This is a genomic window from Cellulomonas sp. A375-1, from assembly GCF_001040865.1.
GTDB classification, from domain to species: Bacteria; Actinomycetota; Actinomycetes; order Actinomycetales; family Cellulomonadaceae; genus Cellulomonas; species Cellulomonas gelida.
This window is the reverse complement of the sequence record NZ_LFKW01000082.1, coordinates 25514-51893: the sequence shown is the minus strand read 5'-3', so window position 1 is coordinate 51893 and position 26380 is coordinate 25514. Positions and strand designations below refer to the sequence as shown.

Here is a 26380-nt window from a genome sequence, read left to right as displayed (position 1 = left end):
GAGCCTGCAGACGCACTTCTACTCGACCGGCTGCCAGGGCACGCAGGACTCCAAGCCGGCGCTGCCGGTCGACGTGGGCTTCACGCTCGACGGGCCGGACCCCGACCCGTCGACCACGCCGACCCCGGCCCCGACGCCGACCGCGGGCCCGACGCCCGGCCCGACGCCGACGGCACCGGCCGAGCCCGGCGCCCTCACGTGGTCGTTCGCCGACGCCACGGCGAGCCTCGGCACGGCGACGACGGCCGACGGCGCGTTCACCGCCACCGGCACGTTGCCGGCCGTGACGATCACCGACACCCGCCCGGGCAGCCCCGGCTTCACGCTCTCGGGCCGGGCCCGCCCGTTCACCACGCACGACGGCGCGCACGTCCTCGGTGCGCAGCACCTCGGCTGGCAGCCCTCGCTGCTGGAGCCCGTGGCCGGGGTGCGCGCAGGCCGCGCGATCACGCCGTCCACGGTCACCGGTGGCGGGCTGGCCTCGCCACGCACGCTGGTCGTCGGCGGCGCGGCGCGCGGCGAGCGCACGGTCCGCGTGACCGCAGGCCTCACGCTGCGGGTCCCCGACGGCGCGGCGCCCGGCCGGTACGAGACGGTCCTGACGATCACGGCGCTCGGATGACGTCAGCGGTGCGGCCGCGCGGGCTCGTCGTCCCCGGGCTCGCGGTCCTCTCCGTCGCGCTCGGGGTCCTGCTCCCGGCGGTCTCGGCGGGGGCGTCCGACGAGGCGAGCTGGTCGGTCCGGCCGCGCGACGGCTCGGCGGTGCTCGAGCACGTGCTGCGCGCGGGCGACGAGGTCGACGACGCGGTCGTCGTGCGGAACGAGGGCGGCCGGACGCTCGAGCTCGCGGTGTCGGCCTCCGACACGCGCGCGGGCGCCGACGGCGCGCTCGAGGTCGCGGACACCCGGACCGGACCGGCGGCGTGGGTCTCGGTGCCCGTCGAGCCGGTGACGCTCGCGGCCGGCGAGGACGTCGGCGTCCCCGTGCACGTCGTCGTGCCACCCGACGCGGCCCCCGGCACGTACGTCGCGGCTGTCGTGACGACCGCGCCCGACGAGCAGGGCGGCCTGGCCGTCGAACGCCGCCTCGCCCTGCGAGTGGTGCTCACGGTCGAGGCACCGGGCGCGTCCGACGCGGGTCCGTGGGGGCTCGTGGTCGGCGCGCTCGTGGTCGGCGCGTTCGCCGCCGTGGCGGCCGGGGCGGTCGTCGTGCTGCGGCGGCGGCGTGACGTGCCGCACAGCGTCGAGTAAGGCAAGGATTACCTAACTTCGGCTAGCCTCCTACCAGCGCGCCCTGACCTGTCCTGCGGCGCACGACGAAGGGACTCGGATGTTCACACGTACCGCCACCCGCGGTCAGGCCTGGACTCGGCGCCTCGTGGCCGCCGCCACGGCCACCGCCCTCGGAGCCACCGCCCTCGGAGCCACCGCCCTGGTCGCCGCTGCGGCCGTCCCGGCGAGCGCCGCGGACGCGCCCCGCGTGGTGTCCTCGGGGAGCCTCACGTGGGGCTTCAAGCAGAGCTTCCGCACGTACGTCGCGAGTGGGCTGAACACCGAGCCGGTCGGTGAGCGCGTGGTGCTGACCGCGCCCGCGACGTTCGCCGAGCCCGGCGTCGGGGAGGCCCGCCCGTACGTGTTCCCGGTGAACGCCGGGTCGTTCGACCCCGCGGCGCTGACGCTCGACTCCGACGGCGGGGTCACCTACAGCTTCCCCTCGCACTACTTCACGATCTCGCTGAGCGACGTGCGCATCGGGACGGTCGGCACCCAGGCCGTCGTGACGGCCGACGCGCGCACCGTCGTCACGTCGGGCTTCGCCGGGTTCGAGGCGGGCGAGTACCAGGCGGACGACGTCGCGATCGCGAACATCGGCCACCTCGCGGTGACGACCACGGCCACCGGTGCGACGTTCACCGGGACGGGGCTCACGCTGACCGCGGCGGGCCGCGCCGCCGTGCCGCTCTACCCGGTGGGTGAGCTCCTCGACGACATCTCGGGTTCGCTCGAGACCGCGACGCCCACGGTCGCGGTCTCGCGGACGAGCTTCGAGCGCGACGGATCGGCGACCGTGACGGTCGAGGGCTCGGGCTTCGTCCCGCAGGCGTCGCTCGCGGCCCGACCCCCGCTCGCAGGCAAGCCCGGCGGTGCCTACGTGGCGTTCGGGTACTTCGCCACGACGTGGCGTCCGTCGCAGGGCGCCACGTCGGCGAGCCGTCCCGCCGCCGCCACGGCGTGGGCCGTCCTGGCCGCGGACGTCCCGACGATCGGCGGCGCGGCGAGCGGCGGCGTCGAGCTGCGCCCCGACGGCACGTTCACCGCGACCCTCACGGTCGACCGCGCCGCGGCGCTCGCCGCCGCGGCCGGCAAGGTCAGCGCGGGCCGGTTCGGCATCTACACCTACCCGGGCGGCAGCGCGGCCACGCCCGCGTTCGAGACCTTCACGCCCGTCGAGTTCTCGAAGCTCGGCACCGAGGTCGTCGCGAGCAGCTCCCGCTCCGTCGTCGGTGCGCTGCCGGTCGTACGGGCCACGGTCTCCGCGGTCGACGCCTCGGCGCCCGTCGGGGACGTCGAGGTGCGGGACGCCAAGGGCGTCGTGCGCGGCCGGGGCGTTGTCGCGGACGGTGCCGTGACGGTGGCGCTCGACAAGCCGCTGGCGGCCGGCACCCACACGATGACCGTCGCGTTCCTCGGCGACATCGACTACGCCCCGGCGACGACGAGCGCCGTCGTGACGGTCGCCAAGGGCGCCGCCAAGGTCGCCGCGACCTGGCCGTCGCTCACGCACGGCAGGTCGGCGAAGGTGGCGGTGACCGTCACCGGACCGGTGGCCGCGACGGGCAAGGTCACGCTCCTGCACGGCACCAAGGTCCTGGCGACCGGCACGCTCTCGGGCGGCAATGCCTCGCTCACGGTGCCGAAGACCCTCGCGGCGGGCTCCCGCACGCTGACCGTCTCCTACGGCGGCAGCAGCCAGCTCGACGCAGCCAAGGTGAGCTCGACGCGCACGGTGGCCAAGGCGACCAGCGCGATCACCGTCAAGGCGGCGACCGTCACGACCACGGTGCGCGCCACGGTCGTCGTGACCGTGAAGGCGACCGGCACGGTGCCGACGGGCAAGGTGACGGTCCAGGTCACGCGCAACGGCACGTCGTACGCCACGAAGACGGTCACGCTGCAGGGCGGCACCCGCACGGTCACGCTGCCGAAGCTCACGACCAAGGGCACGTACACGGTGAAGGTGACGTACGCGGGCTCGTCGAACGTCAAGGCGTCGAGCAGGACGGTCTCGCTCAAGGTCGTCTGAGCGGACTCCCGCAGGACGCAGGGGCGGTCGGGGTCTCCCGACCGCCCCTGCGGCGTCCCGGCGCCGCGCGCGTGGACCCCACGTGCGGGGCGACGACGCCGCGTCCTGCCGACCGGACGTCCGCACGGGCGGCCACGCGCGCGCCCTATCCTGTGCGCAGTTCCCGACGAGAGCACCGGAGGTCGTGTGCCCGCCCCCCTGAAGGTCGCCCTGCTCGGTTGCGGGGTCGTCGGCACGCAGGTCGCCCGGCGTCTGCTCGAGCACGCCGAGGAGCTCGCGCCGCGCGTCGGCACGTCGCTCGAGCTCGTCGGGATCGCGGTCCGCGACGCTGCCGCACCGCGTGAGGGCGTGACCGGGACGCCGCTCGCCGACCTGCTGACCGACGACGCCGAGTCGCTCGTCGACGGCGCGGACGTCGTGGTCGAGGTGATGGGCGGCATCGAGCCGGCCCGCTCGCTGATCCTGCGCGCGATCGAGCACGGCGCGAGCGTGGTCACCGCCAACAAGGCGCTGCTCGCGCAGGACGGCCCGACGCTCTACAAGGCCGCGGACGCGGCGGGTGTCGACCTGTACTTCGAGGCCGCGGTGGCCGGTGCGATCCCGATCGTCCGCCCCGTGCGCGAGTCGCTCGCGGGCGACCAGGTGCAGCGCGTGCTGGGCATCGTCAACGGGACCACCAACTACGTGCTCGACCGCATGGCGACCGAGGGCCTCGAGCTCGAGCAGGCCGTCAAGGAGGCGCAGGCGCTCGGCTACGCGGAGGCGGACCCGACCGCGGACGTCGAGGGGTTCGACGCGGCGGCCAAGGCCGCGATCCTCGCGTCGCTCGCGTTCCACACGCGCGTCTCGATCGACGACGTCGCACGCGAGGGCATCACGTCCGTGACCGCCGCCGACGTCGCGTGGGCGAAGCGCACGGGCCACACGATCAAGCTGCTCGCGATCGCCGAGCGCAACACGTCCGACGACGTCGCGGGCATCCAGGTGCGCGTGCACCCCGCACTCGTGCCTGACGAGCACCCGCTCGCCGGTGTGCGCGGCGCGTTCAACGCGGTGTTCGTCGAGGCCGAGGCCGCCGGCGAGCTCATGTTCTACGGGCGCGGCGCGGGCGGCGCGCCCACCGCGTCGGCCGTCCTGGGAGACCTCGTCTCCGTCGCGCGGCACCGCGTGCTCGGCGGGCGCGGACCGGTCGAGTCGTCGTACGCGGCGCTGCCCGTGCTGCCGGCCGACGCCGCGCGCACGCGCTTCCAGGTGCGCCTGGACGTCGACGACCGCCCGGGCGTGCTCGCACAGGTCGCGGCGGCCCTCGCCGAGCACGACGTGTCGATCGAGGCGGTCCGGCAGAGCGCGGACGGCCGGGCCGACGGCAGCGGCGACGGCACGGACCTCGCGCGCCTGCTCATCACCACCCACGCCGCGCCCGAGCGCGCGCTCGCGGCCACGGTGGCCGCGCTCACCGACCTCGACGTCGTGCGTGACGTCGTGTCCGTCCTGCGAGTCGAAGGAGCCTGATGGCCCACCAGTGGCGCGGCGTCATCGCCGAGTACGCCGACCGCCTGCCCGCGCACCTCACGACCCACCCGGTCACGCTGTTCGAGGGCGGTACGCCCCTGATCGCCGCGCCCGCCCTCAGCGTGCGCACCGGTGCAGACGTGTACGTGAAGTTCGAGGGCATGAACCCGACGGGCTCGTTCAAGGACCGCGGCATGACGACCGCGATCTCGGCGGCGGCCGCGCGCGGCGCGAAGGCGGTCGTGTGCGCGTCGACGGGCAACACGTCGGCCTCGGCGGCGGCGTACGCGACGCGCGCGGGCATGGTGTGCGCGGTGCTCGTGCCGGACGGCAAGATCGCGATGGGCAAGCTCAGCCAGGCCGTCGCGCACGGCGCACGCCTGCTGCAGGTCGACGGCAACTTCGACGACTGCCTGATCGCGGCCCGCAAGCTCGCCGAGTCCTACCCGGTCGAGCTCGTGAACTCGGTGAACCCCGACCGTATCCAGGGCCAGAAGACCGGCGCGTTCGAGATCGTCGACGCGCTCGGCGACGCACCCGACATCCACGTCCTGCCGGTCGGCAACGCGGGCAACATCACCGCCTACTGGAAGGGCTTCCGCGAGTACGCGGGCCTCGACGACGGCGCGGCTCACGGCGCGGTCGCGACGCGCACGCCGGTCATGTGGGGCTTCCAGGCCGCGGGTGCCGCGCCGATCGTGCTCGGTCACCCCGTCGACGAGCCCGAGACGATCGCGACCGCGATCCGCATCGGCAACCCCGCGTCGTGGAAGCAGGCCGAGGAGGCGCGCGACGTCTCGGGCGGCCTCATCGAGTCGGTGACCGACGAGGAGATCCTGCGCGCCCACCGCGTGCTGTCGGCCGAGGTCGGCGTGTTCGTCGAGCCCGCGTCCGCCGCGGGCGTCGCGGGTCTGCTGCGCCTCTCCGACGAGGGCCGCGTGCCCGCCGGTGCGCGCATCACGATCACGGTGACGGGCCACGGCCTGAAGGACCCGCAGTGGGCGCTGCGTCGCCCGGACGGCGGCGACGTGGACCTCGTGCGCGTGAGCGCGGACGTCGTGTCCATCGCCGACGCGCTCGGCCTGGGCTGAGGCGACGGTCGTGCGACTGCGGGCCGACCGTGTCCGGGTGCGCGTCCCGGCGACCTCGGCGAACCTCGGGCCGGGCTACGACGCGATGGGCGTCGCCCTGGCCCTGCACGACGAGCTCGAGGTGCGCGCCGTCGCGTCCGCGGGCGTGGAGGTCGTGGTCGAGGGCGAGGGTGCCGGCACGGTGCCTGACGACGAGCGCCACCTCGTCGTGCGCGCGATCCGCGTCGCGCTCGACCACGTGGGCGCTCCTCAGGCGGGCCTCGCGCTGACCTGCCGCAACGCCATCCCGCACGGACGCGGCCTCGGCTCGTCGGCGGCGGCCGTCGTCGCGGGCATCGTCGCGGCACGCGGCCTGATCTCCGAGCCCGAGGCGCTCGACGACGCGACCGTGCTCGCGCTCGCGACGCAGATGGAGGGGCACCCGGACAACGCCGCACCGGCGATCCTCGGCGGTGCGACCGTCGCGTGGACCAACGCCACCGGCGGGGTCGGGGCGACGCAGGTCGAGGTGCACCTCGACATCGCACCCGTGGTCATGATCCCGCCGACGCACCTGTCGACGAAGGCCGCGCGCGACGTGCTGCCCGCACACGTCCCGCACGCCGACGCCGCGTTCCAGGCCGGCCGTTCCGCGCTGCTCGTCCAGGCGCTCGGTCGTCGGCCGGACCTGCTGCTCGACGCGACGGTCGACAAGCTCCATCAGGAGTACCGGCGCGCGGTCATGCCGGACTCGCTCGCGCTCGTCGACGCGCTGCGTGCGCGGGGGGTCGCGGCGGTCGTCTCGGGCGCCGGGCCGACCGTGCTCGCGCTCGCGCGTCGCCTCGAGAACGGCTCGGCGCCGGGCGCGGGAGCCGCCGCCGGAGCCGACGACGAGCGGGCCCGGGGCACGGACGCGGACGCGGCGATCGCCGAGGCGTTCGGTGGCGTCCTGGGCGGCTGGATCATCCGTCCGCTCGCGGTCGACCCGTCCGGGGCGCGGCTCGTGGTGGGCGAGCACCCGATCGGGTGACGGCCGTGGCCGGGGGTCATCCGGGCGGTCGGTGAGGTCGACAGTGGTAGCATCGTCGCGTTCCCCGGACCACATCCTCCGGGTCGCGCGCCGCTCCTGAACAGGTCAGCTCCTCTCCAGGTCCGCGGCCGTGCCTCAGGCGAGTCGACCATCCGGGAACACCCCAGCCTGAACGTGTCGCCGACATTGTCGTGAGTCGCGCGTGTGGCTTCCAGCACCGCCTCGCTGACGGGTGAACCGCATCCGACGACGAGACGCCGGCCGTCGCCCGAGAACCGGGCGAGGCCTCCGACGAGGGGGAAGGGTCCTTCGTGACAGACACCAACCAGACCGGCGGGTCGATCGCGGCGCTCCGGCTGCCCGAGCTCCAGGCCATGGCCTCGGGGCTGGGCGTCAAGGGCACCTCGAAGATGCGCAAGGGCGACCTGGTCGAGGCGATCAACGCCGCCCGCGGCGGATCGCGCTCCCGCGCCCTCGACGCGCGACGTGACCAGGCCGTCGCCCCCGTCAAGGAGCAGATGACCGAGGCCCCGGCCGCACCGCCCGCCGAGGCCGGCGAGCAGCGCGGCGAGGGTGCCGAGCGTCGCCCGCAGCGGTCGCGCGGCGCGCGCCGCGAGCAGGGACCGGCCACCGACGCACTCGCCGGTCTCGAGGCCGCGCTCGACGCCAAGGTCGCCTCGGCCGAGGCCCCGGACCGCGCGAGCCGCGGCGACGACCGCGCGCAGCGTGCGGCGGAGGCCGTCGAAGCGGTGGGCGAGCAGGGCGAGCGTCGGTCGCGTCGTGCGGGCCGCGGGTCGGGTGCTCCCGACACGCAGGGCGACGGCGAGCGTCAGGGCCAGCGCAACCAGCAGCGCGGGCAGGGCGAGCAGCCGCGTCAGGCCGGTCAGCAGAACGCGCCGGGCGCCCAGGGCGCCGGCGCCCCGAACGGCCAGGGCGGGCAGGACGACGACGAGGAGCGCGGCGGTCGTCGTCGCCGCTCGCGTGACCGCTACCGCGACCGGGACCGCAAGCGCGGTCGTACCGGCGGTCGCACCGGTCAGCCGGACCTGTCGGGCCTCGACGAGATCGAGCTCGCCGACGACGACGTGCTGCTGCCGGTCGCGGGCATCCTCGACATCCTCGACAGCTACGCGTTCGTGCGGACCACGGGCTACCTGCCCGGCCCGAACGACGTGTACGTCTCGCTCGGCCAGGTCAAGAAGAGCGGCCTGCGCCGCGGCGACGCGATCACGGGTGCGGTGCGCCAGCCCCGCGAGGGCGAGCAGCCCGCGCAGGGCAACCGGCCGAACAAGTTCAACGCGCTCGTGCGCCTGGACTCGGTCAACGGCCTGTCGCCCGACGAGGCCCGCGAGCGGCCTGAGTTCACCAAGCTCACGCCGCTGTACCCGCAGGAGCGGCTGCGCCTCGAGACGCCCGACCCGGGCCGTCTGACGCCGCGCGTGATCGACATCGTCGCTCCGATCGGCAAGGGTCAGCGCGGCCTCATCGTCGCGCCGCCCAAGGCCGGCAAGACGATCATCATGCAGCAGATCGCGAACGCGATCACCACGAACAACCCCGAGGTCCACCTCATGGTCGTGCTCGTCGACGAGCGCCCTGAGGAGGTCACGGACATGGAGCGGACGGTCAAGGGCGAGGTCATCGCCTCGACGTTCGACCGCCCCGCCTCGGACCACACGATCGTCGCCGAGCTCGCGATCGAGCGCGCCAAGCGTCTCGTGGAGCTCGGCCAGGACGTCGTGGTGCTGCTCGACTCGATCACGCGTCTGTCGCGCGCCTACAACCTGGCCGCGCCGGCATCGGGCCGCATCCTGTCGGGTGGTGTCGACGCCTCCGCGCTCTACCCGCCGAAGAAGTTCTTCGGCGCCGCGCGCAACATCGAGAACGGTGGCTCGCTGACGATCCTCGGGTCCGCGCTCGTCGAGACCGGCTCCAAGATGGACGAGGTCATCTTCGAGGAGTTCAAGGGCACCGGGAACATGGAGCTGCGCCTGTCCCGCTCGCTCGCGGACAAGCGCATCTTCCCGGCGGTCGACGTCAACGCCTCGGGCACGCGCCGCGAGGAGCTCCTCATGTCGCGCGACGAGCTGCAGATCGTCTACAAGCTGCGCAGGGTGCTCGGTGCGCTCGACCAGCAGCAGGCGATCGAGCTGCTCACGGGCAAGATCAAGGAGACGAAGTCCAACGTGGAGTTCCTCCTGCAGGTCCAGAAGACCACCCCGGGCAGCTGGGGCCAGGAGAACGCGGGCCGCACGGTCTGACCTCCGCTCACCGACGACGAAGGCCGCGCCCCCGGGTCGCGGCCTTCGTCGTGCCCGTCCATCTCGGGCGTGCGGGGCTCAAGGCTGACGGCCGCGTCGTCGATGCAGTCGCATGCGCACGATGCCCTGGAGCTCGCCGACCGTGACCGAGCCCGACGACGGGCTCGTCGCGGCGGTGGTCGAGACGCTGCAGCAGTGGTTCGCCGACCTCACGACCCCGCAACGATCGGCCGGCGTGGCCGTGCTCGTGCTCGTGCTGCTCATCCTGCGCGCGCTCGTGCGCCGGAAGCGGCGCGGTGGATCCCGCCGGGGCCGCCGCGCCCCGCGCCCCGGGGAGGTCTGGTACGCCCTGGTGCCGTTCGACGACGGCACGGGCGCCAAGGACCGCCCCGTCCTGGTGCTGCGCCGCTCCGGCCGCCACGTCGTCGTCGCGCGGTTCACCTCCCAGGACAAGAGCGGTCGTCGGGACCACGTGCGCGCGCCGGCGGGGCTGCCGGGCATGCTCGTCGCGGGGTGGCTCGACCTGACGCCGCGCACGCTGCGCCCGCGCGCGTTCCGCCGCTGCGTGGGCGACGCGGGTGAGGCTCTGGTCGCGTGGCACGACTCCGTGCGCGAGGAGGCCGGCATCCCCGCCTGACGGCGACGCGGCCCGCACCCGCCCTGGCGCGATCGGCGGCGCGACCTGGGGCGGGGAGGAGCCCGTCAGTCGCGGTCGCCGATGTGACCCGGCGCCGTGACCGACAGGACGCGCTCGACGAACGCGGCGTACTCCTCCATGTAGTGGCGCAGGAAGTCCGCGGTCGACTCGTCGTGCACGGTCCCGTCGTCGCCGTAGTGCTCGGGCCGGAACGTCAGGTAGACCTCGGGCGCGTTGAGCTGGGGGGCGTTGAGGAAGCTCAGCACGCTGCGCATCGACGACTGCATGACCGCGGTGCCGATCGCGCCGATCGACGCCCCGACGATCCCCGTGGGCTTGCGCGCGAACGAGTTGGTGCCCCACGGGCGTGAGCCCCAGTCGATCGCGTTCTTGAGCGCGCCGGGGATGGAGCGGTTGTACTCGGGGCTGACGAACAGGATGCCGTCGGAGGACTCGATCGCCTCCTTGAGCGCTCGAGCCACGGGCGGGTAGTCCTGGTCGTGGTCGGCGCTGTACAGCGGCAGGTCGCGGATGGCGATCTCGCTGAACTCGAGCGACGGGGGAGCCAGCCCGATCAGTGCGCGAGACAGCACGCGGTTGATCGAGGTGCTCGACAGGCTGCCGACGAAGTAGCCGATCCGGTAGGTCATGGCGTACCCCTGGGTGTGGTGGCGAACGAGTCGGCGAGCGCGCGCAGGTCGCGCACGTAGTCGGCCCAGTCCTGAGCGGACTGCTCAGGGACGTTCAGCGCCTGCGGGCGCAGGCCGACCGCGCCGTCGAGGAGCTCGCGGACGATGTCGGCGTGCCCGGCGTGCCGGGTCAGGTCGCTCGTGACGTGCACCACGACCTCGCGCAGCGTGACCTGTGCCCGCGCGGCGGGCCACCACGGCACCCGGCCGACCAGGTCCAGCGGGGCGCTCGCCAGCAGCTCGTCCGCGAACGCCCACACCGACCGGTACAGCTCGACCAGGGACGGCACGGACTCCTGCGCGGTCGCCCACATGTCGGCGTTCACGGGCGCGTCGTCGTGCATCCACTCGAAGTCCGGCCCGGTCCACGCGCGCCCGAACGTCGGGCCGAAGTAGCCGATCTCCACGCTCGTGGCGTGCTTGACCAGGCCGAGCAGGTTGGTGCCCGTCGGCGTCGTCGGCCAGCGCGCGTCGCGCTCGGACAGGCCGTCGAGCTTCCAGACGAGCGACTCGCGCGCGTCCGTGAGGTAGCGCAGCAGCACCGCCCGCTCGTCGGCGACCGTGCCCGCGGCGCGCTCGGTGGTCGTCATCGTTCCTCCGGTCCTGCGGCGGGAGTACTCCCAATCTGGGCCCTCGCACCGACCTCCGCATCCTGGGGGTGGCCACTGACACGCCCGCGGTCCCGCACACCGAGAGCGCAGCGTCACGTCGCCCAGCCGGGCGTCTTCCGCGTCGGCGCCCCCGAGGGCACCATGGTCCGGACGCGACGGGACGAGGGGGACCGATGGTCGACGAGACACTGGGGGCACGCGTGCGGGCCGCGCTCGCGGACCACCTGCGGGCGCGCGCCGCCGGAGCGGGGTCGCGGGACGACGAGCCCGTGGTCACGGAGAAGCGCATGTTCGGCGGGCTGGCGTTCCTGCTCGACGGCAGGATGGCGGTCGTCGTGAGCACGCGCTCGGGCGGGCTCATGGTGCGCGTCCCGCTCGAGCACCGGGGTGAGCTCCTCGCGAGCGCGGGGGTGCGGCCGATGCAGATGCGCGGGTCGGACCTGCGCGGGTGGGTCGTGGTCGACACGGCCGAGCTCGTCGACGACGCGGTGCTCGGCCGGTGGGTCGCGATCGGCGCGCGGACCGCTGCGTCCGTGCCCGCACGCTGAACGCTGCCTCCGTGCCCGCCGGCTGACCCCGCGCTGACCGCACGTGCGGGGCCCGCGCAGGCGATGCTTCCGTCAGAGCGCCGCGCGTGCTGCGGCGAGCGCTGCCCGGTAGCCCCGCTCGACCTCGTCGGCGATCCGCGGCGTGTCGAACCGTGCCGCGGCGGATCGCTGGCGCTGGGCGATCTCGGCCCGTCCCTGCGGGTCGTCGACCCACCGGCCGAGCGTGTGCGCGAACGTCGCGGTGTCGGCCGGGTCGAGCAGCTGGCGCTCGAGGCCCGCCATGGTCGTGCGGTAGCCGGGGTTGTCGCCGGCGAGGACCACGCCGCGTGCGGCCGCGAGCGCCTCGACGACGGAGATGCCGAAGCTCTCGCCACCCGTGGACGGCAGCGCGACGACGTCCGCGTCGGCCAGCAGCGCGGCCTTGTCCTCCTCGGCGACGAAGCCGGGCAGGTCGACGTTGGTCAGCCCTTCGCGCGCGACCGTCGCCGCGAGCTCGTCGTGCAGCGGTCCCCGCCCCGCGAGCGTGAGCGTCCAGGGCCGTTGCGTGCCCGCGCGGGTCATCGCGACGGCCGCGGCGAGCAGCTCGCGCGGGCCCTTGCGCGGCACCAGACGCCCCAGGAACACGATGCGCACGGGGCGGTCGGGCGACGGCCCGTCGGGCGACGGCCCGTCGGGCGATGGCTCGTCTGGTGATCGCTCGTCTGGTGATGGCCGGAACCGCGCGACGTCGACCGGGTTCCCGAGCACCGTCGTCGGCACCCCGAACGTCGCCCGGGCGAACGCCGAGGCGGCCTCCGACGTCGCGAACACGGTGCCGAACCGGCGCAGGCGCCGCCGTTCGACGAGCCCGAGCGCGCGCGTGCCGGCCGTCACCCACCACGAGTGCGGGTAGATGTGGAACGTCCCGACGACCGCGGTGCGCGCGGGCGCGGCCGAGACCAGCGCCCCGGCGAGCACGGGGGAGTAGGGCATCTGCACGTGCAGGACGTCGAACGGCACCCGGGCGAGCAGGTCGCGGACCTGGGCGCGTGACGCGGGCAGCGGGGTGTTGAGCCGGTTGCCGTTGAACGTCACCCCGACGTTGCGCCCGATGACGTGCAGGTTCGGCAGGTCGGTGCGCACGGTCGTGGACGCGATGTAGTGCACCTCGTGCCCGCGTCGCGTGAGCTCGGCCCCGAGCGTCAGGACGTACTGCTGCACGCCGTCGGGACGGTCGAGGTTGTCGTCGATGACGAGCCCGACGACGAGGCGCTCACGGTGGGGGGACGGCACCTGAGCATCCTAGAGAGGGCGGGCGGGACGGGTGCCGACGGCTCACGCCCGCCGGACGCGGCGGCCGCGGGTGGGTCCACGTCACCGGGGAAGATTTCGAGCGCACGTCTCGTTCTGGCATGATGGTTCGCTGGTCTGCGGTTCACCCGCGCGCGCCTCGCGCCGGGACCCGGAGACATCCCACCAAGGAGAGCTCTCGTGAAGTCTGACATCCACCCCGAGTACGTCGTCACCGAGGTGACGTGCACGTGCGGCAGCACGTTCGTCACCCGCAGCACCGTGACGAGCGGCAAGATCCACGCCGACGTCTGCAGCGCCTGCCACCCGTTCTACACGGGCAAGCAGAAGATCCTCGACACCGGTGGCCGCGTGGCCCGGTTCGAGGCGCGCTACGGCAAGAAGGCCAACTAGCACCTTCGCAGCGCCGGTGCCCGGCGCGGACGACTGCCCTCCATGGCAGTGTCCGCGAGGGCACCGGCGCTGCGTCGTTCCCGGGGTGCGTCGCGTGCCCCGTCGCACGTCCGCACCCCAGAGGGAGACCCCGTGAGCGAGCAGTTCGCCGCCGCGCAGGCGCTGCTCGCCGAGCACGCGCAGATCGAGGCGCAGCTCTCGGACCCCGCGGTCCACGCCGACGCCGGCCGCGCCCGGACCCTCGGCCGTCGGTATGCCGAGCTCGGTCGGGTCGCCCAGGCCTACCGCGCGTGGCGCTCGGCGTCCGACGACGCGGCGGCCGCCGCCGAGCTCGCGGACGAGGACGCGTCGTTCGCTGCCGAGCTCCCCGCGCTGCGCGCCGCCGCCGACGAGGCCGCCGCGCGGCTGCGCGAGGTCTTGATCCCGCGCGACCCGGACGACTCACGTGACGTGATCCTCGAGATCAAGGCCGGCGAGGGCGGCGAGGAGTCGGCGCTGTTCGCGGGCGACCTCCTGCGCATGTACCTGCGCTACGCCGAGCAGCAGGGCTGGGCGACCCAGGTGCTCGAGTCGACGCCCTCGGACCTCGGCGGGCTCAAGGACGTGCAGGTCGCGGTCAAGGCGCGCGGCGCGGTCGCCCCCGAGGACGGGGTGTGGGCGCACCTGAAGTACGAGGGCGGCGTTCACCGCGTGCAGCGCGTGCCCGTCACGGAGTCGGCCGGGCGCATCCACACGTCGGCCGCGGGCGTGCTCGTCTTCCCGGAGGCGGACGACGAGGGCGAGGTCGAGATCGACCCCAACGACCTGCGGATCGACGTCTACCGCTCGTCGGGCCCCGGCGGCCAGTCCGTCAACACGACCGACTCGGCCGTGCGCATCACGCACGTGCCCACGGGCATCGTCGTGTCGATGCAGAACGAGAAGTCCCAGCTGCAGAACCGTGAGCAGGCCATGCGCGTGCTGCGCGCGCGACTGCTCGCGGCGCGCCAGGAGGAGGCCGCGGCGGCGGCGAGCGAGGCGCGGCGCAGCCAGGTGCGCACGGTCGACCGGTCCGAGCGCATCCGGACGTACAACTTCCCCGAGAACCGCATCGCGGACCACCGCACGGGGTACAAGGCGTACAACCTCGACGCGGTGCTGGCGGGTGACCTGGGGCCGGTGATCGCGTCCGCGATCGAGGCCGACGAGTCCGCACGGCTCGCGGAGGCGGGCGCATGAGCCGCGACGAGCCGCTCGTCGTGCAGGTGCCCGACGAGCAGCGGCGGGCGCCGGGCGTGCGCGCTCTGGTCGAGGCGGCCGCGCGCGTGCTCGACGAGGCGGGCGTCCCCTCGCCGCGCGTCGACGCCGTGGCCCTGGCGGCCTTCGCGCTCGGCGTGCCGCACCTCGAGCTCGCGCTCGCACCGCAGGTCGCACCCGACGGCTTCGTCGAGGAGCTGGCCGCGCTCGTCGAACGTCGGCGCGGGCGCGAGCCGCTGCAGCACATCCTCGGGTCGACCGTGTTCCGCTACCTGACGCTGCGCGTCGAGCCCGGGGTGTTCGTGCCCCGCCCCGAGACGGAGGTGGTCGCGCAGGTCGCGATCGACGAGGCGACGCGGCTGGTCGCGGCCGGTGGCAGCCCGGTCGTCGTCGACCTGTGCTGCGGCACGGGAGCGATCGCGCTGTCGGTCGACACCGAGGTGCCCGGGGCGCAGGTCGTCGCCGTCGACCTGTCGTCGGAGGCGGTCGCGCTCACGCGCGCGAACAGCGGGGCCGTCGGCACGCTGCGCCTGCGCGTCGAGCAGGGGGACGTGCGCGACCCCGCGCTGCTCGCCGACCTCGTCGGGAAGGTCGACGTGCTCGTCTCCAACCCGCCGTACGTGCCGCCCGACGCCGTGCCGCGCGAGCCCGAGGTCCGCGACCACGACCCCGACCTCGCGCTGTACGGCGGGGGTGCCGACGGGCTGGACGTCCCGCGTGCCGTGATCGCCGCGGCGCAGCGCCTGCTCGCGCCCGGTGGCCTGCTCGTCATGGAGCACGCCGAGGTGCAGGACGTCGAGGCCCGCGTCGCGGCGGCCGGCACGGGCGCGTTCGTCGAGATCGCGACCCTGCCCGACCTGACCGGACGGCCCCGGATGCTCGTCGCGCGTCGGAGCACCCGCCCGCACGTGGCAGGATCCAACGCGTGACTGCGCGCACCTTGCCCGCCCACGACGCGGCGACCTGGGGCCCGGCGCTCGACGAGGCGGTCGACGTGATCGCCAACGGCGGCCTCGTCGTCCTGCCGACCGACACCGTCTACGGGATCGGCGCCGACGCGTTCTCCCCGCCGGCCGTCCAGGCGCTGCTCGACGCGAAGGGCCGCGGACGGCAGATGCCGCCGCCGGTCCTGATCGCCGACGTCCGCACGCTCGACGGGCTCGCGACCGACGTCCCCGCGCACGCGCGCCTCCTGGCCGAGGCGTTCTGGCCCGGCGGCCTGACGCTCATCGTGCGCGCGCAGCCGTCGCTCGCGTGGGACCTGGGCGAGACGCACGGCACCGTCGCGCTGCGTGTGCCCGACCACGCCACCGCGCGCGCCCTGCTCAAGCGCACGGGCCCGATGGCCGTCTCGAGCGCCAACCGCACGGGCGAGGAGGCTGCCCTGACGGCGGCCGAGGCGCACCGCATGCTGGGCGACAGCGTGCGCGTGTACCTCGACGCGGGCGACTCGCCCGGGCAGGTCGCCTCGACGATCGTCGACGCGACCGGGCCACGGCTGCAGGTCGTGCGCCAGGGTGCGATCACGCTCGAGGACCTCAACACGATCGCGCCCGTGCACGGCACGGACGGCCGGCTCCCGGCGGCGGCGCCCGAGGCGCCCGACGCACCCGAGGCCGGTGCCGCCGGGTGAGGGTCTACCTGCTCGTCGGCATCATCGCCGCGGCGGTGGCGTACGTCATGACGCCGCTCGCGCGGTGGTGCGCGCTGCGCTGGGGCGCGATCACGGCCGTCCGCGACCGTGACGTGCACGCCGTGCCCACGCCCCGGCTCGGCGGTCTCGCGATGTTCCTCGGCATCGTCGTGGCGATCGTGCTGGCCAGCCCGTTGCCGTTCCTCGCGGGCGTCTACGACAACCCGCGCGCGCTGATCGGGATCGTCGGCGGCGCGGGCCTGGTCGTGCTGCTCGGCGTGGCCGACGACATCTGGGACCTCGACTGGCTCACCAAGCTCATGGGGCAGGTGCTCGCCGCCGGGTTCCTCGCGTGGCAGGGCGTGCAGCTCTACCAGCTGCCGCTCGGCGGGGTCACGGTCAGCTCGACACGCATGTGGACGTTCCTGACGATCGTCACCGTGGTCGTCGCGATGAACGCGGTGAACTTCGTCGACGGGCTCGACGGGCTCGCCGCCGGTGTGCTCGCGATCGGCGGCGGGGCGTTCTTCCTCTACTGCTACCTGCTCACGAGGGCGACGTCGGGTGACTACGCGAGCCTGTCGGCGCTCGTCCTGGCGGCGCTCGTCGGTGCGTGCATCGGGTTCCTGCCGCACAACGTGTACCCCGCGCGCATCTTCATGGGGGACTCGGGCGCGATGCTGCTCGGGTTCGTGCTCTCGGCCGCGGCGATCGTCGTGACGGGGCAGATCGACCCCGAGCAGATCTCGCGCCGGCAGTCGTTCCCCGCGTTCCTGCCCGTGCTCCTGCCGATCGCGGTGCTGCTGCTGCCGCTGCTCGACATGGGCCTGGCGATCGTGCGCCGCACGATCCAGGGCAAGTCCCCGTTCCACCCCGACCGCCTGCACCTGCACCACCGGCTGCTCGCGCTCGGGCACAGCCACCGCCGCGCGGTGGCGATCATGTACGTCTGGACGGCCGTCTTCGCCTACGGCGTGGGCGCGCTCGTCGTGTTCTCGACGACGACGGTGCTGTGGATCTTCGCCGCGGCCGTCGTCGTCGCCGTCCTGCTGACCATCGGGCCGCTGCGCGGCCGGTCGCACCGCACACCCTTGGGGACCGCATGAGCGAGCCGACGAGCTCCGACCACGAGCCGGACGTCGACCCGACCGGCACGACCGACCCGACCGGCCCGACCGTCGCGCCCGGGCAGGTGCCTGGCGACACGACCGACGACGACGCGGCGGGCACCCGGCGCGACACGTCGGCCGAGGACGTCTTCCGCACGTCGCTGCGCACCATGCTCTGGCTGCTCGGCGGGCTGCTCGTGCTCGGCGTCCCGATCGGCTGGCTCGTCGCCGGCAGCGCCGGGGTGTGGGGCGCGCTGATCGGCGTGGGGCTCGCCCTGGTGTTCTCCGGGACGACGATCGTCGCGATGCTGCGGACCGCGCACTCGAACGCCCAGGTGATGGCCGCCGTGGTGATGGGGACGTGGCTCGCGAAGGTGATCGTGGTGATCGTCGTGCTCGCGATCCTGCGCGACCAGGACTTCTACTCACGCCAGGTGCTGGCGGTCGTCCTGCTGGTCGGAGTGCTCGGATCGGCCTACCTGGACTACCGCGCGGTGACGCGTGCGCGCATCCCGTACGTCGACCCATCAGCCTCGGGCACGACCCCGTCGGAATCGTAGGACGACAGTCCTGGATCACGGCCTGTCCACGGCCGTGGATGAGTTAGGCTTCCTCCCGACCCCGACGGCCGACGCCGATCGCGTGCCCGCGACGACGCCCCGGCACCGGCGCCAACGACCACCAGGAGCGCACCCTGTCCAGCCTCGCGACCCTCATGCCACTCGCGTCCGACGAGGGAGGCAGCGGCTTCCACGCGCCGTCGATCGCGGACTTCTTCCCGCCGCCGGTGCTGTGGGAGGGGACGATCTTCGAGTTCAACCGGATCCAGCTGGTCCGGCTGATCGCCGCGGTCGCGATCGTGGTCGTGTTCGTGATCGCCGCGCGCCGCGCCAAGCTTGTGCCGGGCCGGTTCCAGAACGTCGTGGAGATGGGTCTGGACTTCGTGCGGGTGCAGGTCGCCGAGCAGATCCTCGGCAAGGAGCGGGCGCGCGAGCACACCGCGCTGCTGACGACGATGTTCTTCGCGATCCTCGCGTTCAACCTGACGAGCGTCGTCCCGGGCCTCAACATGGCCGGCACCGCGCTGATCGGCCTGCCGCTGCTGCTCGCGGCGTGGGCCTACGTCCGGTACCTCTCGGCGGGCGTCCGCGCTCAGGGCCTCGGCGGCTTCCTCAAGGCGAGCCTCTTCCCGCCCGGCGTGCCGTGGTTCATGTACGTGCTGCTGACGCCGATCGAGTTCCTCACGGTGTTCATCCTGCGGCCCGCCACGCTGGCGATCCGACTCATGGCCAACATGGTCGCCGGGCACCTCATGCTGGTGCTGTGCTTCTCGGCCACGCAGTACTTCCTGTTCGACGCCACCGGGATCATGAAGTCCTTCGGTGCGTTGACCTTCGCCGCCGGCTTCGCGATGACGCTCTTCGAGATGTTCGTCGGCGCGCTGCAGGCCTACATCTTCGTCGTCCTGACGGCCGTCTACATCAGCCTGTCCGTCGAGGAAGAGCACTGACCCCCTAGCACGTCCAGTCGGGGCCCCGTCGCGGTCCCCACCAACGAACGAGTAGCCGGCCGACCGGTCGGGTACCCAACGGAAGGAACGAGCAATCGTGGCTCTTGCGGAGACCATCCTCGCGGCCGAGAACGCCGTCTCGGGCAACCTCGCGACCATCGGCTACGGCCTCGCGGTCATCGGCCCCGGCATCGGCCTGGGCATCCTGATCGGCAAGACGATCGAGGGCATCGCACGTCAGCCCGAGGTCGCCGGTCAGCTGCGCACGACGATGTTCATCGGTATCGGCTTCGTCGAGGTCCTGGGCCTCCTCGGCCTCATCACCGGGTTCCTCTTCCCGTGAGCCCGGCCGCGATCACCGCGGCTGTCGTGACGGCCGCGGAGGGCTCGGAGGAGATCAAGGGCATCCAGCTCCTGCTTCCCGAGGGCTACGACATCTTCTGGTCGGCCGTCGTCCTGCTGCTCATCGCGATCCCGTTCTTCAAGTACGCCCTGCCCGCCCTGCAGAAGGTGCTGGACGAGCGCACGGAGAAGATCGAGGGCGGCCTCGCCAAGGCCGAGCAGGCGCAGGCCGAGGCAGCCGCCGCGCTGGACGAGTACCACCTGCAGCTCGCCGAGGCTCGTGCCGAGGCCGCGCGCATCCGTGAGGACGCACGCACCGAGGGCGGGCAGATCGTGGCCGAGCTGCGCACGCGGGCTCAGGACGAGGCCGCGCGGGTCACCGAGACCGCGCAGCGTCAGATCGAGGCCGAGCGCCAGCAGGCCGCCGTGCAGCTGCGGACGGACGTCGGCACGCTCGCGACCGAGCTCGCCGCGAAGATCGTCGGCGAGTCGCTCGAGGACGAGGTCCGGCGCTCGCGCGTCGTCGACCGGTTCCTCGACGAGCTCGAGGCGACGTCGGCGACCACGAGCGGGCAGGGGCGCTGATGCGCGGGACGTCGCGTGCGTCGCTGGCGGCGGTCGAGGAGCGGTTCGAGCCGGTTCTCGCCTCCGCCGGGTCGGCGGCGTCCGACCTCGGCGAGCAGCTGTTCGCCGTGGTCGACGCGCTCGACTCGTCGGGCTCGCTGCGCCGGACCCTCGGCGACCCGTCGGTCGACGGCGAGGCGAAGGCACGGCTCGCAGGACAGCTCCTCGGTGCTGCCGACCCCCGGGTCGTCGCGGTCGCCCAGGACGCCGTGCGCCAGCGCTGGTCGGCGGACGCCGACCTGGCCGAGGCGCTCGAGCGGCTCGGCTTCATGGCCGTGCTGGCGCGCGCCGAGCACGAGGGCGCCCTCGCGCAGGTCGAGGCAGAGCTGTTCCGGCTGACGCGCGCGCTGATCGGTCAGCGCGAGGTCAACCGGACCCTGTACGACTCCGCGATCCCCGGTGACGCTCGTGCAGGTCTGGTCGACGCCATCCTGGCCGGCCGGGCGAGCGAGGTCACGGCGATCATCGCCCGTCGGGCGGCGTCCGCGTCGCGCGGCCGGCGGTACCTGGCCACGCTCGGGCACGTCGGCGACCTGATCGCCGAGCGCCGCAAGCGCGAGGTCGCGACCATCACGACGGCGTCCGAGCTCACCTCGGCGCAGCAGGACCGGCTCGCGCAGATCCTGCGCCAGGCCTACGGCCGCGAGATCCAGCTCAACGTGATCCTCGACCCGCACGTGCTCGGTGGTCTGCGCATCCAGGTGGGAGCGCAGGTCGTCGACTCGACCGTGCTGTCCCGGCTCGCCGACGCCCGACGACGACTCGCCGGCTGAACCGGCACCCCAGAACGCGGAGCCTGCGTGTGCAGGCCCCATGACAGGAGAGAGCAATGGCTGAGCTGACGATCAGGCCGGAGGAGATCCGCGCCGCGCTGGACAGCTTCGTGAAGAGCTACGAGCCCTCGGGCGCCGTGGCCGAAGAAGTGGGCCGCGTGACCCTCGCTGGCGACGGCATCGCGCAGGTCGAGGGCCTGCCCGGTGCCATGGCCAACGAGCTGCTGCGGTTCGAGGACGGCACGCTCGGCCTCGCGCTCAGCCTCGACGTCCGCGAGATCGGCGTCGTCGTGCTGGGTGAGTTCTCCGGCATCGAGGAGGGCCAGGAGGTCCGTCGCACGGGCGAGGTGCTCTCGGTCCCCGTCGGTGACGGCTACCTCGGCCGCGTCGTCGACCCGCTCGGCCAGCCCATCGACGGTCTGGGCGAGATCGAGACGACCGCGCGTCGTGCGCTCGAGCTCCAGGCGCCGGGCGTCATGGCCCGCAAGTCGGTGCACGAGCCGCTGCAGACCGGCATCAAGGCGATCGACTCGATGATCCCGATCGGGCGCGGTCAGCGTCAGCTCATCATCGGCGACCGCCAGACCGGCAAGACGGCCATCGCGATCGACACGATCATCAACCAGAAGGCGAACTGGGAGACCGGCGACCCGACCAAGCAGGTGCGCTGCATCTACGTCGCGGTCGGCCAGAAGGGCTCGACGATCGCCGCCGTGCGTGGCGCCCTCGAGGAGGCCGGCGCGCTCGAGTACACGACGATCGTCGCGGCTCCCGCCTCGGACCCCGCGGGCTTCAAGTACCTCGCGCCGTACACGGGCTCGGCCATCGGCCAGCACTGGATGTACGACGGCAAGCACGTCCTCATCGTGTTCGACGACCTGTCGAAGCAGGCCGAGGCCTACCGCGCCGTGTCGCTGCTGCTGCGCCGCCCGCCGGGCCGCGAGGCGTACCCCGGTGACGTCTTCTACCTGCACTCCCGGCTGCTCGAGCGTTGTGCCAAGCTCTCCGACGAGCTGGGTGCGGGCTCGATGACGGGTCTGCCGGTCATCGAGACCAAGGCGAACGACGTCTCGGCGTACATCCCGACGAACGTCATCTCGATCACCGACGGCCAGATCTTCCTGCAGTCGGACCTGTTCAACGCCGACCAGCGCCCCGCCGTCGACGTCGGCATCTCGGTGTCCCGCGTCGGTGGTGCCGCGCAGATCAAGGCCATGAAGCAGGTCTCCGGCACGCTCAAGCTCGACCTGGCGCAGTTCCGCTCGCTCGAGGCGTTCGCGATGTTCGCGTCCGACCTCGACGCGACGTCGCGCGCCCAGCTCGCGCGTGGTGCTCGCCTGACCGAGCTGCTCAAGCAGGCGCAGTACACGCCGTACCCGGTCGAGTCCCAGGTCGCGTCCATCTGGGCGGGCACCAAGGGCCACCTGGACGACGTGCCGATCGAGGACGTCAAGCGCTTCGAGTCGGAGCTGCTCGACCACCTGCGTCGCCACACGGACGTGCTGTCGACGATCGCCTCCACGGGCAAGCTCGAGTCGCAGACCGAGCAGTCCCTGGCGGACGCGGTCGCCGAGTTCCGCAACGGCTTCCTCAAGTTCGACGGCACGCCGCTGGTCGGCGTCGAGGACGAGGACGAGTCGGTCGCGGTGGAGCAGGAGCAGATCGTCCGGCAGAAGAAGGCCTGAGCATGGCCGGTTCGCAGCGCGTCTACAAGCAGCGCATCAAGTCCACCCAGTCGCTCAAGAAGATGTTCCGGGCGCAGGAGCTGATCGCTGCCTCCCGCATCGGCCGGGCACGCGACCGGGTGGCCCTGGCGTCGCCGTACTCGCGGGCGATCACCCGTGCCGTCTCGGCCGTGGCCACGCACTCGGACGTCTCGCACCCCTTCCTCGCGAAGCGGACGGACACCAAGCGGGTCGCGGTGCTGCTCATCGCGTCGGACCGTGGCATGGCGGGCGCCTACTCGGCGACCGTCCTGCGCGAGACCGAGCGCCAGATCGAGAAGCTGCAGGCCGAGGGGCACGAGGTCGACCTGTTCGTCTCCGGGCGCCGCGCGGTGTCGTACTACCGCTTCCGGCAGCGCGAGCTGGCGGGCCAGTGGACGGGGCAGTCGGACGCGCCGCAGTACGAGACGGCGCTGGAGATCGCGGACGCGCTCCTCGAGCGCTTCCGGGCTCCGGCCGACGAGGGCGGCGTCGCCGAGGTGCACGTCGTGTACACGCAGTTCGTCAACATGGTCACGCAGCGTCCCCGCGTGATCCGGCTGCTGCCGCTCGAGGTGGTCGAGGGTGTTGCCCCGGCCGGCGACGGAGGCCCGCTGCCGCTGTACGACTTCGAGCCCGACCCCGAGGTCGTGCTCGACGCGCTGCTCCCGCGGTACTTCCGCGCCCGGATCTTCGCGAGCCTCCTGCAGGCCGCGGCGTCCGAGCTCGCGGCACGTCAGCGGGCCATGCACACGGCCACGGACAACGCCGAGGACCTCATCCGCATGTACACCCGACTGGCGAACCAGGCCCGTCAGGGCGAGATCACTCAGGAGATCAGCGAGATCGTCTCGGGCGCCGACGCGCTCGCCTCGGCCTCCTGACCCTGACCACAGCCAACCGAAGACCCGCCGGGGTCCACCCGCCCCGGGACGAGAAAGCAGGCCAGACATGACCGCCACCACCGTCGACGAGACGGCCGCCGCCGCCGGCACGCCCGGCGTCGGTCGCGTCGCCCGCGTGATCGGCCCCGTCGTGGACATCGAGTTCCCGGCGGACCAGATCCCCGAGATCTACAACGCCCTGACGGTCGACATCGACCTGTCGAGCCAGGGCGAGGACGAGGGCGTCCTGCGGATGACCCTCGAGGTCGCGCAGCACCTCGGCGACTCGCTCGTCCGCGCGATCGCGCTCAAGCCGACGGACGGTCTCGTCCGCGGTGCGCACGTGACCGACACCGGCGCGCCGATCTCGGTGCCCGTCGGCGACGTGACCAAGGGCAAGGTCTTCAACGTCACCGGTGACGTGCTCAACCTCGCCGAGGGCGAGACGTTCGAGGTCACCGAGCGCTGGCCGATCCACCGCCGGCCCCCGGCCTTCGACCAGCTCGAGTCGAAGACGCAGATGTTCGAGACGGGCATCAAGGTCATCGACCTGCTCACGCCGTACGTGCTGGGCGGGAAGATCGGCCTCTTCGGTGGTGCGGGCGTCGGCAAGACGGTCCTCATCCAGGAGATGATCCAGCGCGTCGCGCAGGACCACGGTGGTGTGTCGGTGTTCGCCGGTGTCGGCGAGCGCACCCGTGAGGGCAACGACCTCATCGCCGAGATGGAGGAGGCGGGCGTCTTCGACAAGACGGCCCTCGTCTTCGGCCAGATGGACGAGCCGCCGGGCACGCGTCTGCGCGTGGCCCTCTCGGCACTCACGATGGCGGAGTACTTCCGCGACGTGCAGAACCAGGACGTGCTGCTCTTCATCGACAACATCTTCCGGTTCACGCAGGCCGGTTCCGAGGTCTCGACGCTGCTCGGCCGCATGCCGTCCGCGGTCGGCTACCAGCCGAACCTGGCCGACGAGATGGGCCTCCTCCAGGAGCGCATCACCTCGACGCGTGGTCACTCGATCACCTCGCTGCAGGCCATCTACGTGCCCGCCGACGACTACACCGACCCGGCCCCGGCCACGACGTTCGCGCACCTCGACGCGACGACCGAGCTCAGCCGTGAGATCGCCTCGCGCGGTCTGTACCCCGCGGTCGACCCGCTCGCCTCGACGAGCCGCATCCTCGACCCGCGCTACGTGGGCCAGGAGCACTACGACGTCGCGACGCAGGTGAAGTCGATCCTGCAGCGCAACAAGGAGCTCCAGGACATCATCGCGATCCTCGGTGTCGACGAGCTGTCGGAGGAGGACAAGACCGTCGTCGCACGGGCTCGTCGCATCCAGCAGTTCCTGTCGCAGAACACCTACATGGCCGAGAAGTTCACCGGTGTCGTCGGCTCGACGGTCCCGGTGGCCGAGACGGTCGAGGCGTTCAAGAAGATCGCAGCCGGCGAGTTCGACCACATCGCCGAGCAGGCGTTCTTCAACATCGGTGGCCTCGAGGACCTCGAGAAGAACTGGGCCCGGATCCAGAAGGAGTACGGGGTCTGATGGCGTCCTCTCTCGAGGTCGACCTCGTCGACGCGGTGGGCAAGGTCTGGTCGGGCAAGGCCCGCCAGGTCTCCGCCCCCGCGGCCGACGGGGAGATCGGGATCCTCGCCGGGCACACGCCGATCCTGTCGGTGCTGCGCGCGGGCGAGCTGCGCGTGCGCACGACCGACGGCGAGCAGCTCGCCTGGCACGTGGACGGCGGGTTCCTGTCGGTGGACTCCGACACGGTCACGGTCGTCGTCGACGCGCTGAGCGACCCGACGTCCACGGGCCACTGAGGCGCCAGGTCACGTGCCCGGGGAGATCGTCGTCGCGGTTCTGACGGTCGTCGTGCTCGTGATCGGCAGCTTCGGGCTGTGGCTGTCGCGCCGGCACACGCTCGACCGGCGCGTCGGGTCGTTCCGGTGCGGGCTGCGCCACGGTGCGCGCTGGCCGAGCGGGGTCGCCCAGTACGGTGCGGCCTCGCTCTACTGGTGGCGTTCGTCGTCCCTGGCTCCCCGTCCGGCGCGGCGCTGGGAGCGCCAGTCGCTCACGATCGTCTCCCGGCGTGCCGCCGAGGGACCGGGCGCGGGCCAGCTCGTCGTGACGTGCCACGCCCGGTCGAACGGCAAGCCCGTGGAGTTCGAGCTGCGGCTGTCGCACGAGGCGTACGCCGGGCTCACCTCCTGGATCGAGGCGACGCCGTCGCGCGTCGGCTCGGTCATCTGACCGCCGCTCCGACCCCTGACCTGACGGAGGATCCCGCGTGCGTCTCGTCGTCGCGTCCTGCGCCGCCCGCTACACCGGGCGTCTCTCGGCGCACCTGCCGCGCGCGACGCGACTGCTCGTCGTCAAGGCCGACGGCAGCGTGCTGCTGCACTCCGACGGCGGCTCGTACAAGCCGCTGAACTGGATGAGCCCGCCGTGCTCGCTCGCGGTCGTCGAGCCCGACGACGAGTCGCGGGCGGCCGGCGTCACGCAGGTGTGGACGGTGCAGCACCAGAAGTCGGACGACCGGCTCGAGATCGAGCTCTACGACGTGCTGCACGACAGCGCGCACGAGCTCGGCGTGGACCCCGGGCTGGTCAAGGACGGCGTCGAGGCGCACCTGCAGGAGCTGCTCGCGGCGCAGATCGGGCTGCTGGGCGACGGTCACGTGCTCGTCCGGCGCGAGTACCCGACGGCCATCGGGCCGGTCGACATCCTGGCCAAGGACCCCACCGGCGGGTCGGTCGCGATCGAGATCAAGCGCCGGGGCGACATCGACGGCGTCGAGCAGCTCACGCGCTACCTCGAGCTGCTGAACCGCGACCCGCTGCTCAGCCCGGTGCGCGGCGTGTTCGCCGCCCAGGAGATCAAGCCGCAGGCGCGGGTCCTCGCCGCCGACCGCGGGATCGCGTGCCTCACGCTCGACTACGAGGCGATGCGCGGCGTCGACGACGTCGACTCCCGCCTGTTCTGAGCCCCTGGTCGGACAGGACGGGTCGCGGTCACGCGCACTTCCGGCGCCGGGGACCGGGCGCGATGATGGGGCGTATGACGAGCAGCGCCCCCGAGGTCGACGTCCGCCGCGCTGCCGCGATCGTGTGGCGCGCCCTGGTGCTGTTCTGGCTGATCGGTGCCGCGGTCTCGCTGGCCGCGGGGAACGGCGCGCTCGGGCTCGTGGTCGTGTCGTACGCCGTGGTCCTCGGCG

27 protein-coding genes and 1 pseudogene are annotated in these 26380 nt (G+C 73.1%); 25 read left to right on the top strand and 3 right to left on the bottom strand.

Annotated elements, in window-relative coordinates; genetic code table 11:
- The 8 genes and pseudogenes from CWIS_RS18780 to CWIS_RS09195 all read left to right on the top strand — a co-directional run.
- Positions 1 to 622, top strand: a pseudogene (locus tag CWIS_RS18780) (hypothetical protein); the annotation flags it as partial.
- Positions 619 to 1251, top strand: a complete 633-nt coding sequence (locus tag CWIS_RS09225) for a hypothetical protein (RefSeq protein ID WP_048342980.1) — start codon at positions 619 to 621, stop codon at positions 1249 to 1251. The pseudogene CWIS_RS18780 and the gene CWIS_RS09225, both read left to right, overlap by 4 nt.
- A gap of 79 nt (positions 1252 to 1330) precedes the next feature.
- Positions 1331 to 3304, top strand: a complete 1974-nt coding sequence (locus tag CWIS_RS17615; RefSeq protein WP_053071644.1) for an Ig-like domain repeat protein — start codon at positions 1331 to 1333, stop codon at positions 3302 to 3304.
- Positions 3305 to 3490: 186 nt separating this feature from the next.
- The gene (locus tag CWIS_RS09215) at positions 3491 to 4816 is read left to right on the top strand and encodes a homoserine dehydrogenase (protein WP_048342979.1); all 1326 of its coding nucleotides are present in this window, start codon (positions 3491 to 3493) and stop codon (positions 4814 to 4816) included.
- Positions 4816 to 5907 (top strand): threonine synthase, encoded by a 1092-nt coding sequence (gene thrC / locus CWIS_RS09210; RefSeq protein WP_048342978.1) that lies wholly within the window; start codon positions 4816 to 4818, stop codon positions 5905 to 5907. Before CWIS_RS09215 ends, thrC begins: the two co-directional genes overlap by 1 nt.
- A gap of 10 nt (positions 5908 to 5917) precedes the next feature.
- A complete protein-coding gene (thrB, locus tag CWIS_RS09205) occupies positions 5918 to 6916 on the top strand; it encodes a homoserine kinase (protein WP_048342977.1) in 999 nt (332 codons plus the stop codon).
- 374 nt (positions 6917 to 7290) lie between these two features.
- Positions 7291 to 9177 (top strand): transcription termination factor Rho, encoded by a 1887-nt coding sequence (rho, locus tag CWIS_RS09200; protein ID WP_231583753.1) that lies wholly within the window; start codon positions 7291 to 7293, stop codon positions 9175 to 9177.
- 112 nt (positions 9178 to 9289) lie between these two features.
- Positions 9290 to 9814, top strand: a complete 525-nt coding sequence (locus tag CWIS_RS09195) for a hypothetical protein (RefSeq protein WP_053071643.1) — start codon at positions 9290 to 9292, stop codon at positions 9812 to 9814.
- Between the two features lie 65 nt (positions 9815 to 9879).
- On the opposite strand, the gene CWIS_RS09190 is transcribed toward CWIS_RS09195, so the two are convergent.
- Positions 9880 to 10464 carry an NADPH-dependent FMN reductase gene (locus CWIS_RS09190; protein WP_048342975.1) on the bottom strand — a complete coding sequence of 195 codons (585 nt, stop codon included), beginning with the start codon at positions 10462 to 10464 and terminating at the stop codon, positions 9880 to 9882.
- Positions 10461 to 11093, bottom strand: coding sequence for a DinB family protein (locus CWIS_RS09185; protein WP_048342974.1), 633 nt, complete (start codon positions 11091 to 11093; stop codon positions 10461 to 10463). The genes CWIS_RS09190 and CWIS_RS09185 overlap by 4 nt, the downstream gene beginning before the upstream one ends.
- 194 nt (positions 11094 to 11287) lie before the next feature.
- Between CWIS_RS09185 and CWIS_RS09180 the strand changes: the two genes are divergently transcribed.
- Positions 11288 to 11662, top strand: a complete 375-nt coding sequence (locus tag CWIS_RS09180; RefSeq protein WP_082156345.1) for a TfoX/Sxy family protein — start codon at positions 11288 to 11290, stop codon at positions 11660 to 11662.
- A gap of 72 nt (positions 11663 to 11734) precedes the next feature.
- On the opposite strand, the gene CWIS_RS09175 is transcribed toward CWIS_RS09180, so the two are convergent.
- Positions 11735 to 12934 carry a glycosyltransferase family 4 protein gene (locus CWIS_RS09175; protein ID WP_048342973.1) on the bottom strand — a complete coding sequence of 400 codons (1200 nt, stop codon included), beginning with the start codon at positions 12932 to 12934 and terminating at the stop codon, positions 11735 to 11737.
- 198 nt (positions 12935 to 13132) lie between these two features.
- Here CWIS_RS09175 and rpmE point away from each other — a divergent pair, with 198 nt between their 5' ends.
- From rpmE to nucS, 16 genes are all read left to right on the top strand, one after another.
- Positions 13133 to 13345, top strand: a complete 213-nt coding sequence (gene rpmE / locus CWIS_RS09170) for a 50S ribosomal protein L31 (RefSeq protein ID WP_048342972.1) — start codon at positions 13133 to 13135, stop codon at positions 13343 to 13345.
- A gap of 132 nt (positions 13346 to 13477) precedes the next feature.
- Positions 13478 to 14563, top strand: a complete 1086-nt coding sequence (gene prfA / locus CWIS_RS09165) for a peptide chain release factor 1 (RefSeq protein WP_048342971.1) — start codon at positions 13478 to 13480, stop codon at positions 14561 to 14563.
- Positions 14560 to 15510, top strand: coding sequence for a peptide chain release factor N(5)-glutamine methyltransferase (gene prmC / locus CWIS_RS09160; RefSeq protein ID WP_048342970.1), 951 nt, complete (start codon positions 14560 to 14562; stop codon positions 15508 to 15510). Before prfA ends, prmC begins: the two co-directional genes overlap by 4 nt.
- The gene (locus tag CWIS_RS09155; RefSeq protein ID WP_048342969.1) at positions 15507 to 16214 is read left to right on the top strand and encodes an L-threonylcarbamoyladenylate synthase; all 708 of its coding nucleotides are present in this window, start codon (positions 15507 to 15509) and stop codon (positions 16212 to 16214) included. Before prmC ends, CWIS_RS09155 begins: the two co-directional genes overlap by 4 nt.
- Positions 16211 to 17320 (top strand): MraY family glycosyltransferase, encoded by a 1110-nt coding sequence (locus CWIS_RS09150; protein ID WP_048342968.1) that lies wholly within the window; start codon positions 16211 to 16213, stop codon positions 17318 to 17320. Before CWIS_RS09155 ends, CWIS_RS09150 begins: the two co-directional genes overlap by 4 nt.
- The gene (locus CWIS_RS09145; protein WP_229747243.1) at positions 17317 to 17883 is read left to right on the top strand and encodes a hypothetical protein; all 567 of its coding nucleotides are present in this window, start codon (positions 17317 to 17319) and stop codon (positions 17881 to 17883) included. The genes CWIS_RS09150 and CWIS_RS09145 overlap by 4 nt, the downstream gene beginning before the upstream one ends.
- Positions 17884 to 18038: 155 nt before the next feature.
- A complete protein-coding gene (atpB, locus tag CWIS_RS09140) occupies positions 18039 to 18833 on the top strand; it encodes a F0F1 ATP synthase subunit A (RefSeq protein ID WP_048342967.1) in 795 nt (264 codons plus the stop codon).
- A 97-nt stretch (positions 18834 to 18930) separates the two neighbouring features.
- Positions 18931 to 19176, top strand: a complete 246-nt coding sequence (gene atpE, locus CWIS_RS09135; protein WP_048342966.1) for an ATP synthase F0 subunit C — start codon at positions 18931 to 18933, stop codon at positions 19174 to 19176.
- Positions 19173 to 19760 (top strand): F0F1 ATP synthase subunit B, encoded by a 588-nt coding sequence (locus CWIS_RS09130; RefSeq protein ID WP_048342965.1) that lies wholly within the window; start codon positions 19173 to 19175, stop codon positions 19758 to 19760. The genes atpE and CWIS_RS09130 overlap by 4 nt, the downstream gene beginning before the upstream one ends.
- Positions 19760 to 20572 carry a F0F1 ATP synthase subunit delta gene (locus CWIS_RS09125; protein ID WP_048342964.1) on the top strand — a complete coding sequence of 271 codons (813 nt, stop codon included), beginning with the start codon at positions 19760 to 19762 and terminating at the stop codon, positions 20570 to 20572. The genes CWIS_RS09130 and CWIS_RS09125 overlap by 1 nt, the downstream gene beginning before the upstream one ends.
- Positions 20573 to 20628: 56 nt before the next feature.
- Positions 20629 to 22257, top strand: coding sequence for a F0F1 ATP synthase subunit alpha (gene atpA / locus CWIS_RS09120; protein ID WP_048342963.1), 1629 nt, complete (start codon positions 20629 to 20631; stop codon positions 22255 to 22257).
- A gap of 2 nt (positions 22258 to 22259) precedes the next feature.
- Entirely contained in the window at positions 22260 to 23159 is a 900-nt protein-coding gene (locus tag CWIS_RS09115; RefSeq protein ID WP_048342962.1) for a F0F1 ATP synthase subunit gamma, read from the top strand.
- Between the two features lie 67 nt (positions 23160 to 23226).
- Positions 23227 to 24708 (top strand): F0F1 ATP synthase subunit beta, encoded by a 1482-nt coding sequence (gene atpD / locus CWIS_RS09110; protein ID WP_048342961.1) that lies wholly within the window; start codon positions 23227 to 23229, stop codon positions 24706 to 24708.
- On the top strand, positions 24708 to 24986 hold the full coding sequence (locus CWIS_RS09105; protein WP_048342960.1) for a F0F1 ATP synthase subunit epsilon: 279 nt from the start codon (positions 24708 to 24710) through the stop codon (positions 24984 to 24986). Before atpD ends, CWIS_RS09105 begins: the two co-directional genes overlap by 1 nt.
- A 13-nt stretch (positions 24987 to 24999) precedes the next feature.
- Positions 25000 to 25416 carry a DUF2550 domain-containing protein gene (locus CWIS_RS09100; protein WP_048342959.1) on the top strand — a complete coding sequence of 139 codons (417 nt, stop codon included), beginning with the start codon at positions 25000 to 25002 and terminating at the stop codon, positions 25414 to 25416.
- A gap of 37 nt (positions 25417 to 25453) precedes the next feature.
- Positions 25454 to 26149 (top strand): endonuclease NucS, encoded by a 696-nt coding sequence (gene nucS, locus CWIS_RS09095; protein WP_048342958.1) that lies wholly within the window; start codon positions 25454 to 25456, stop codon positions 26147 to 26149.
- The last annotated feature ends 231 nt before the right edge of the window (positions 26150 to 26380 follow it).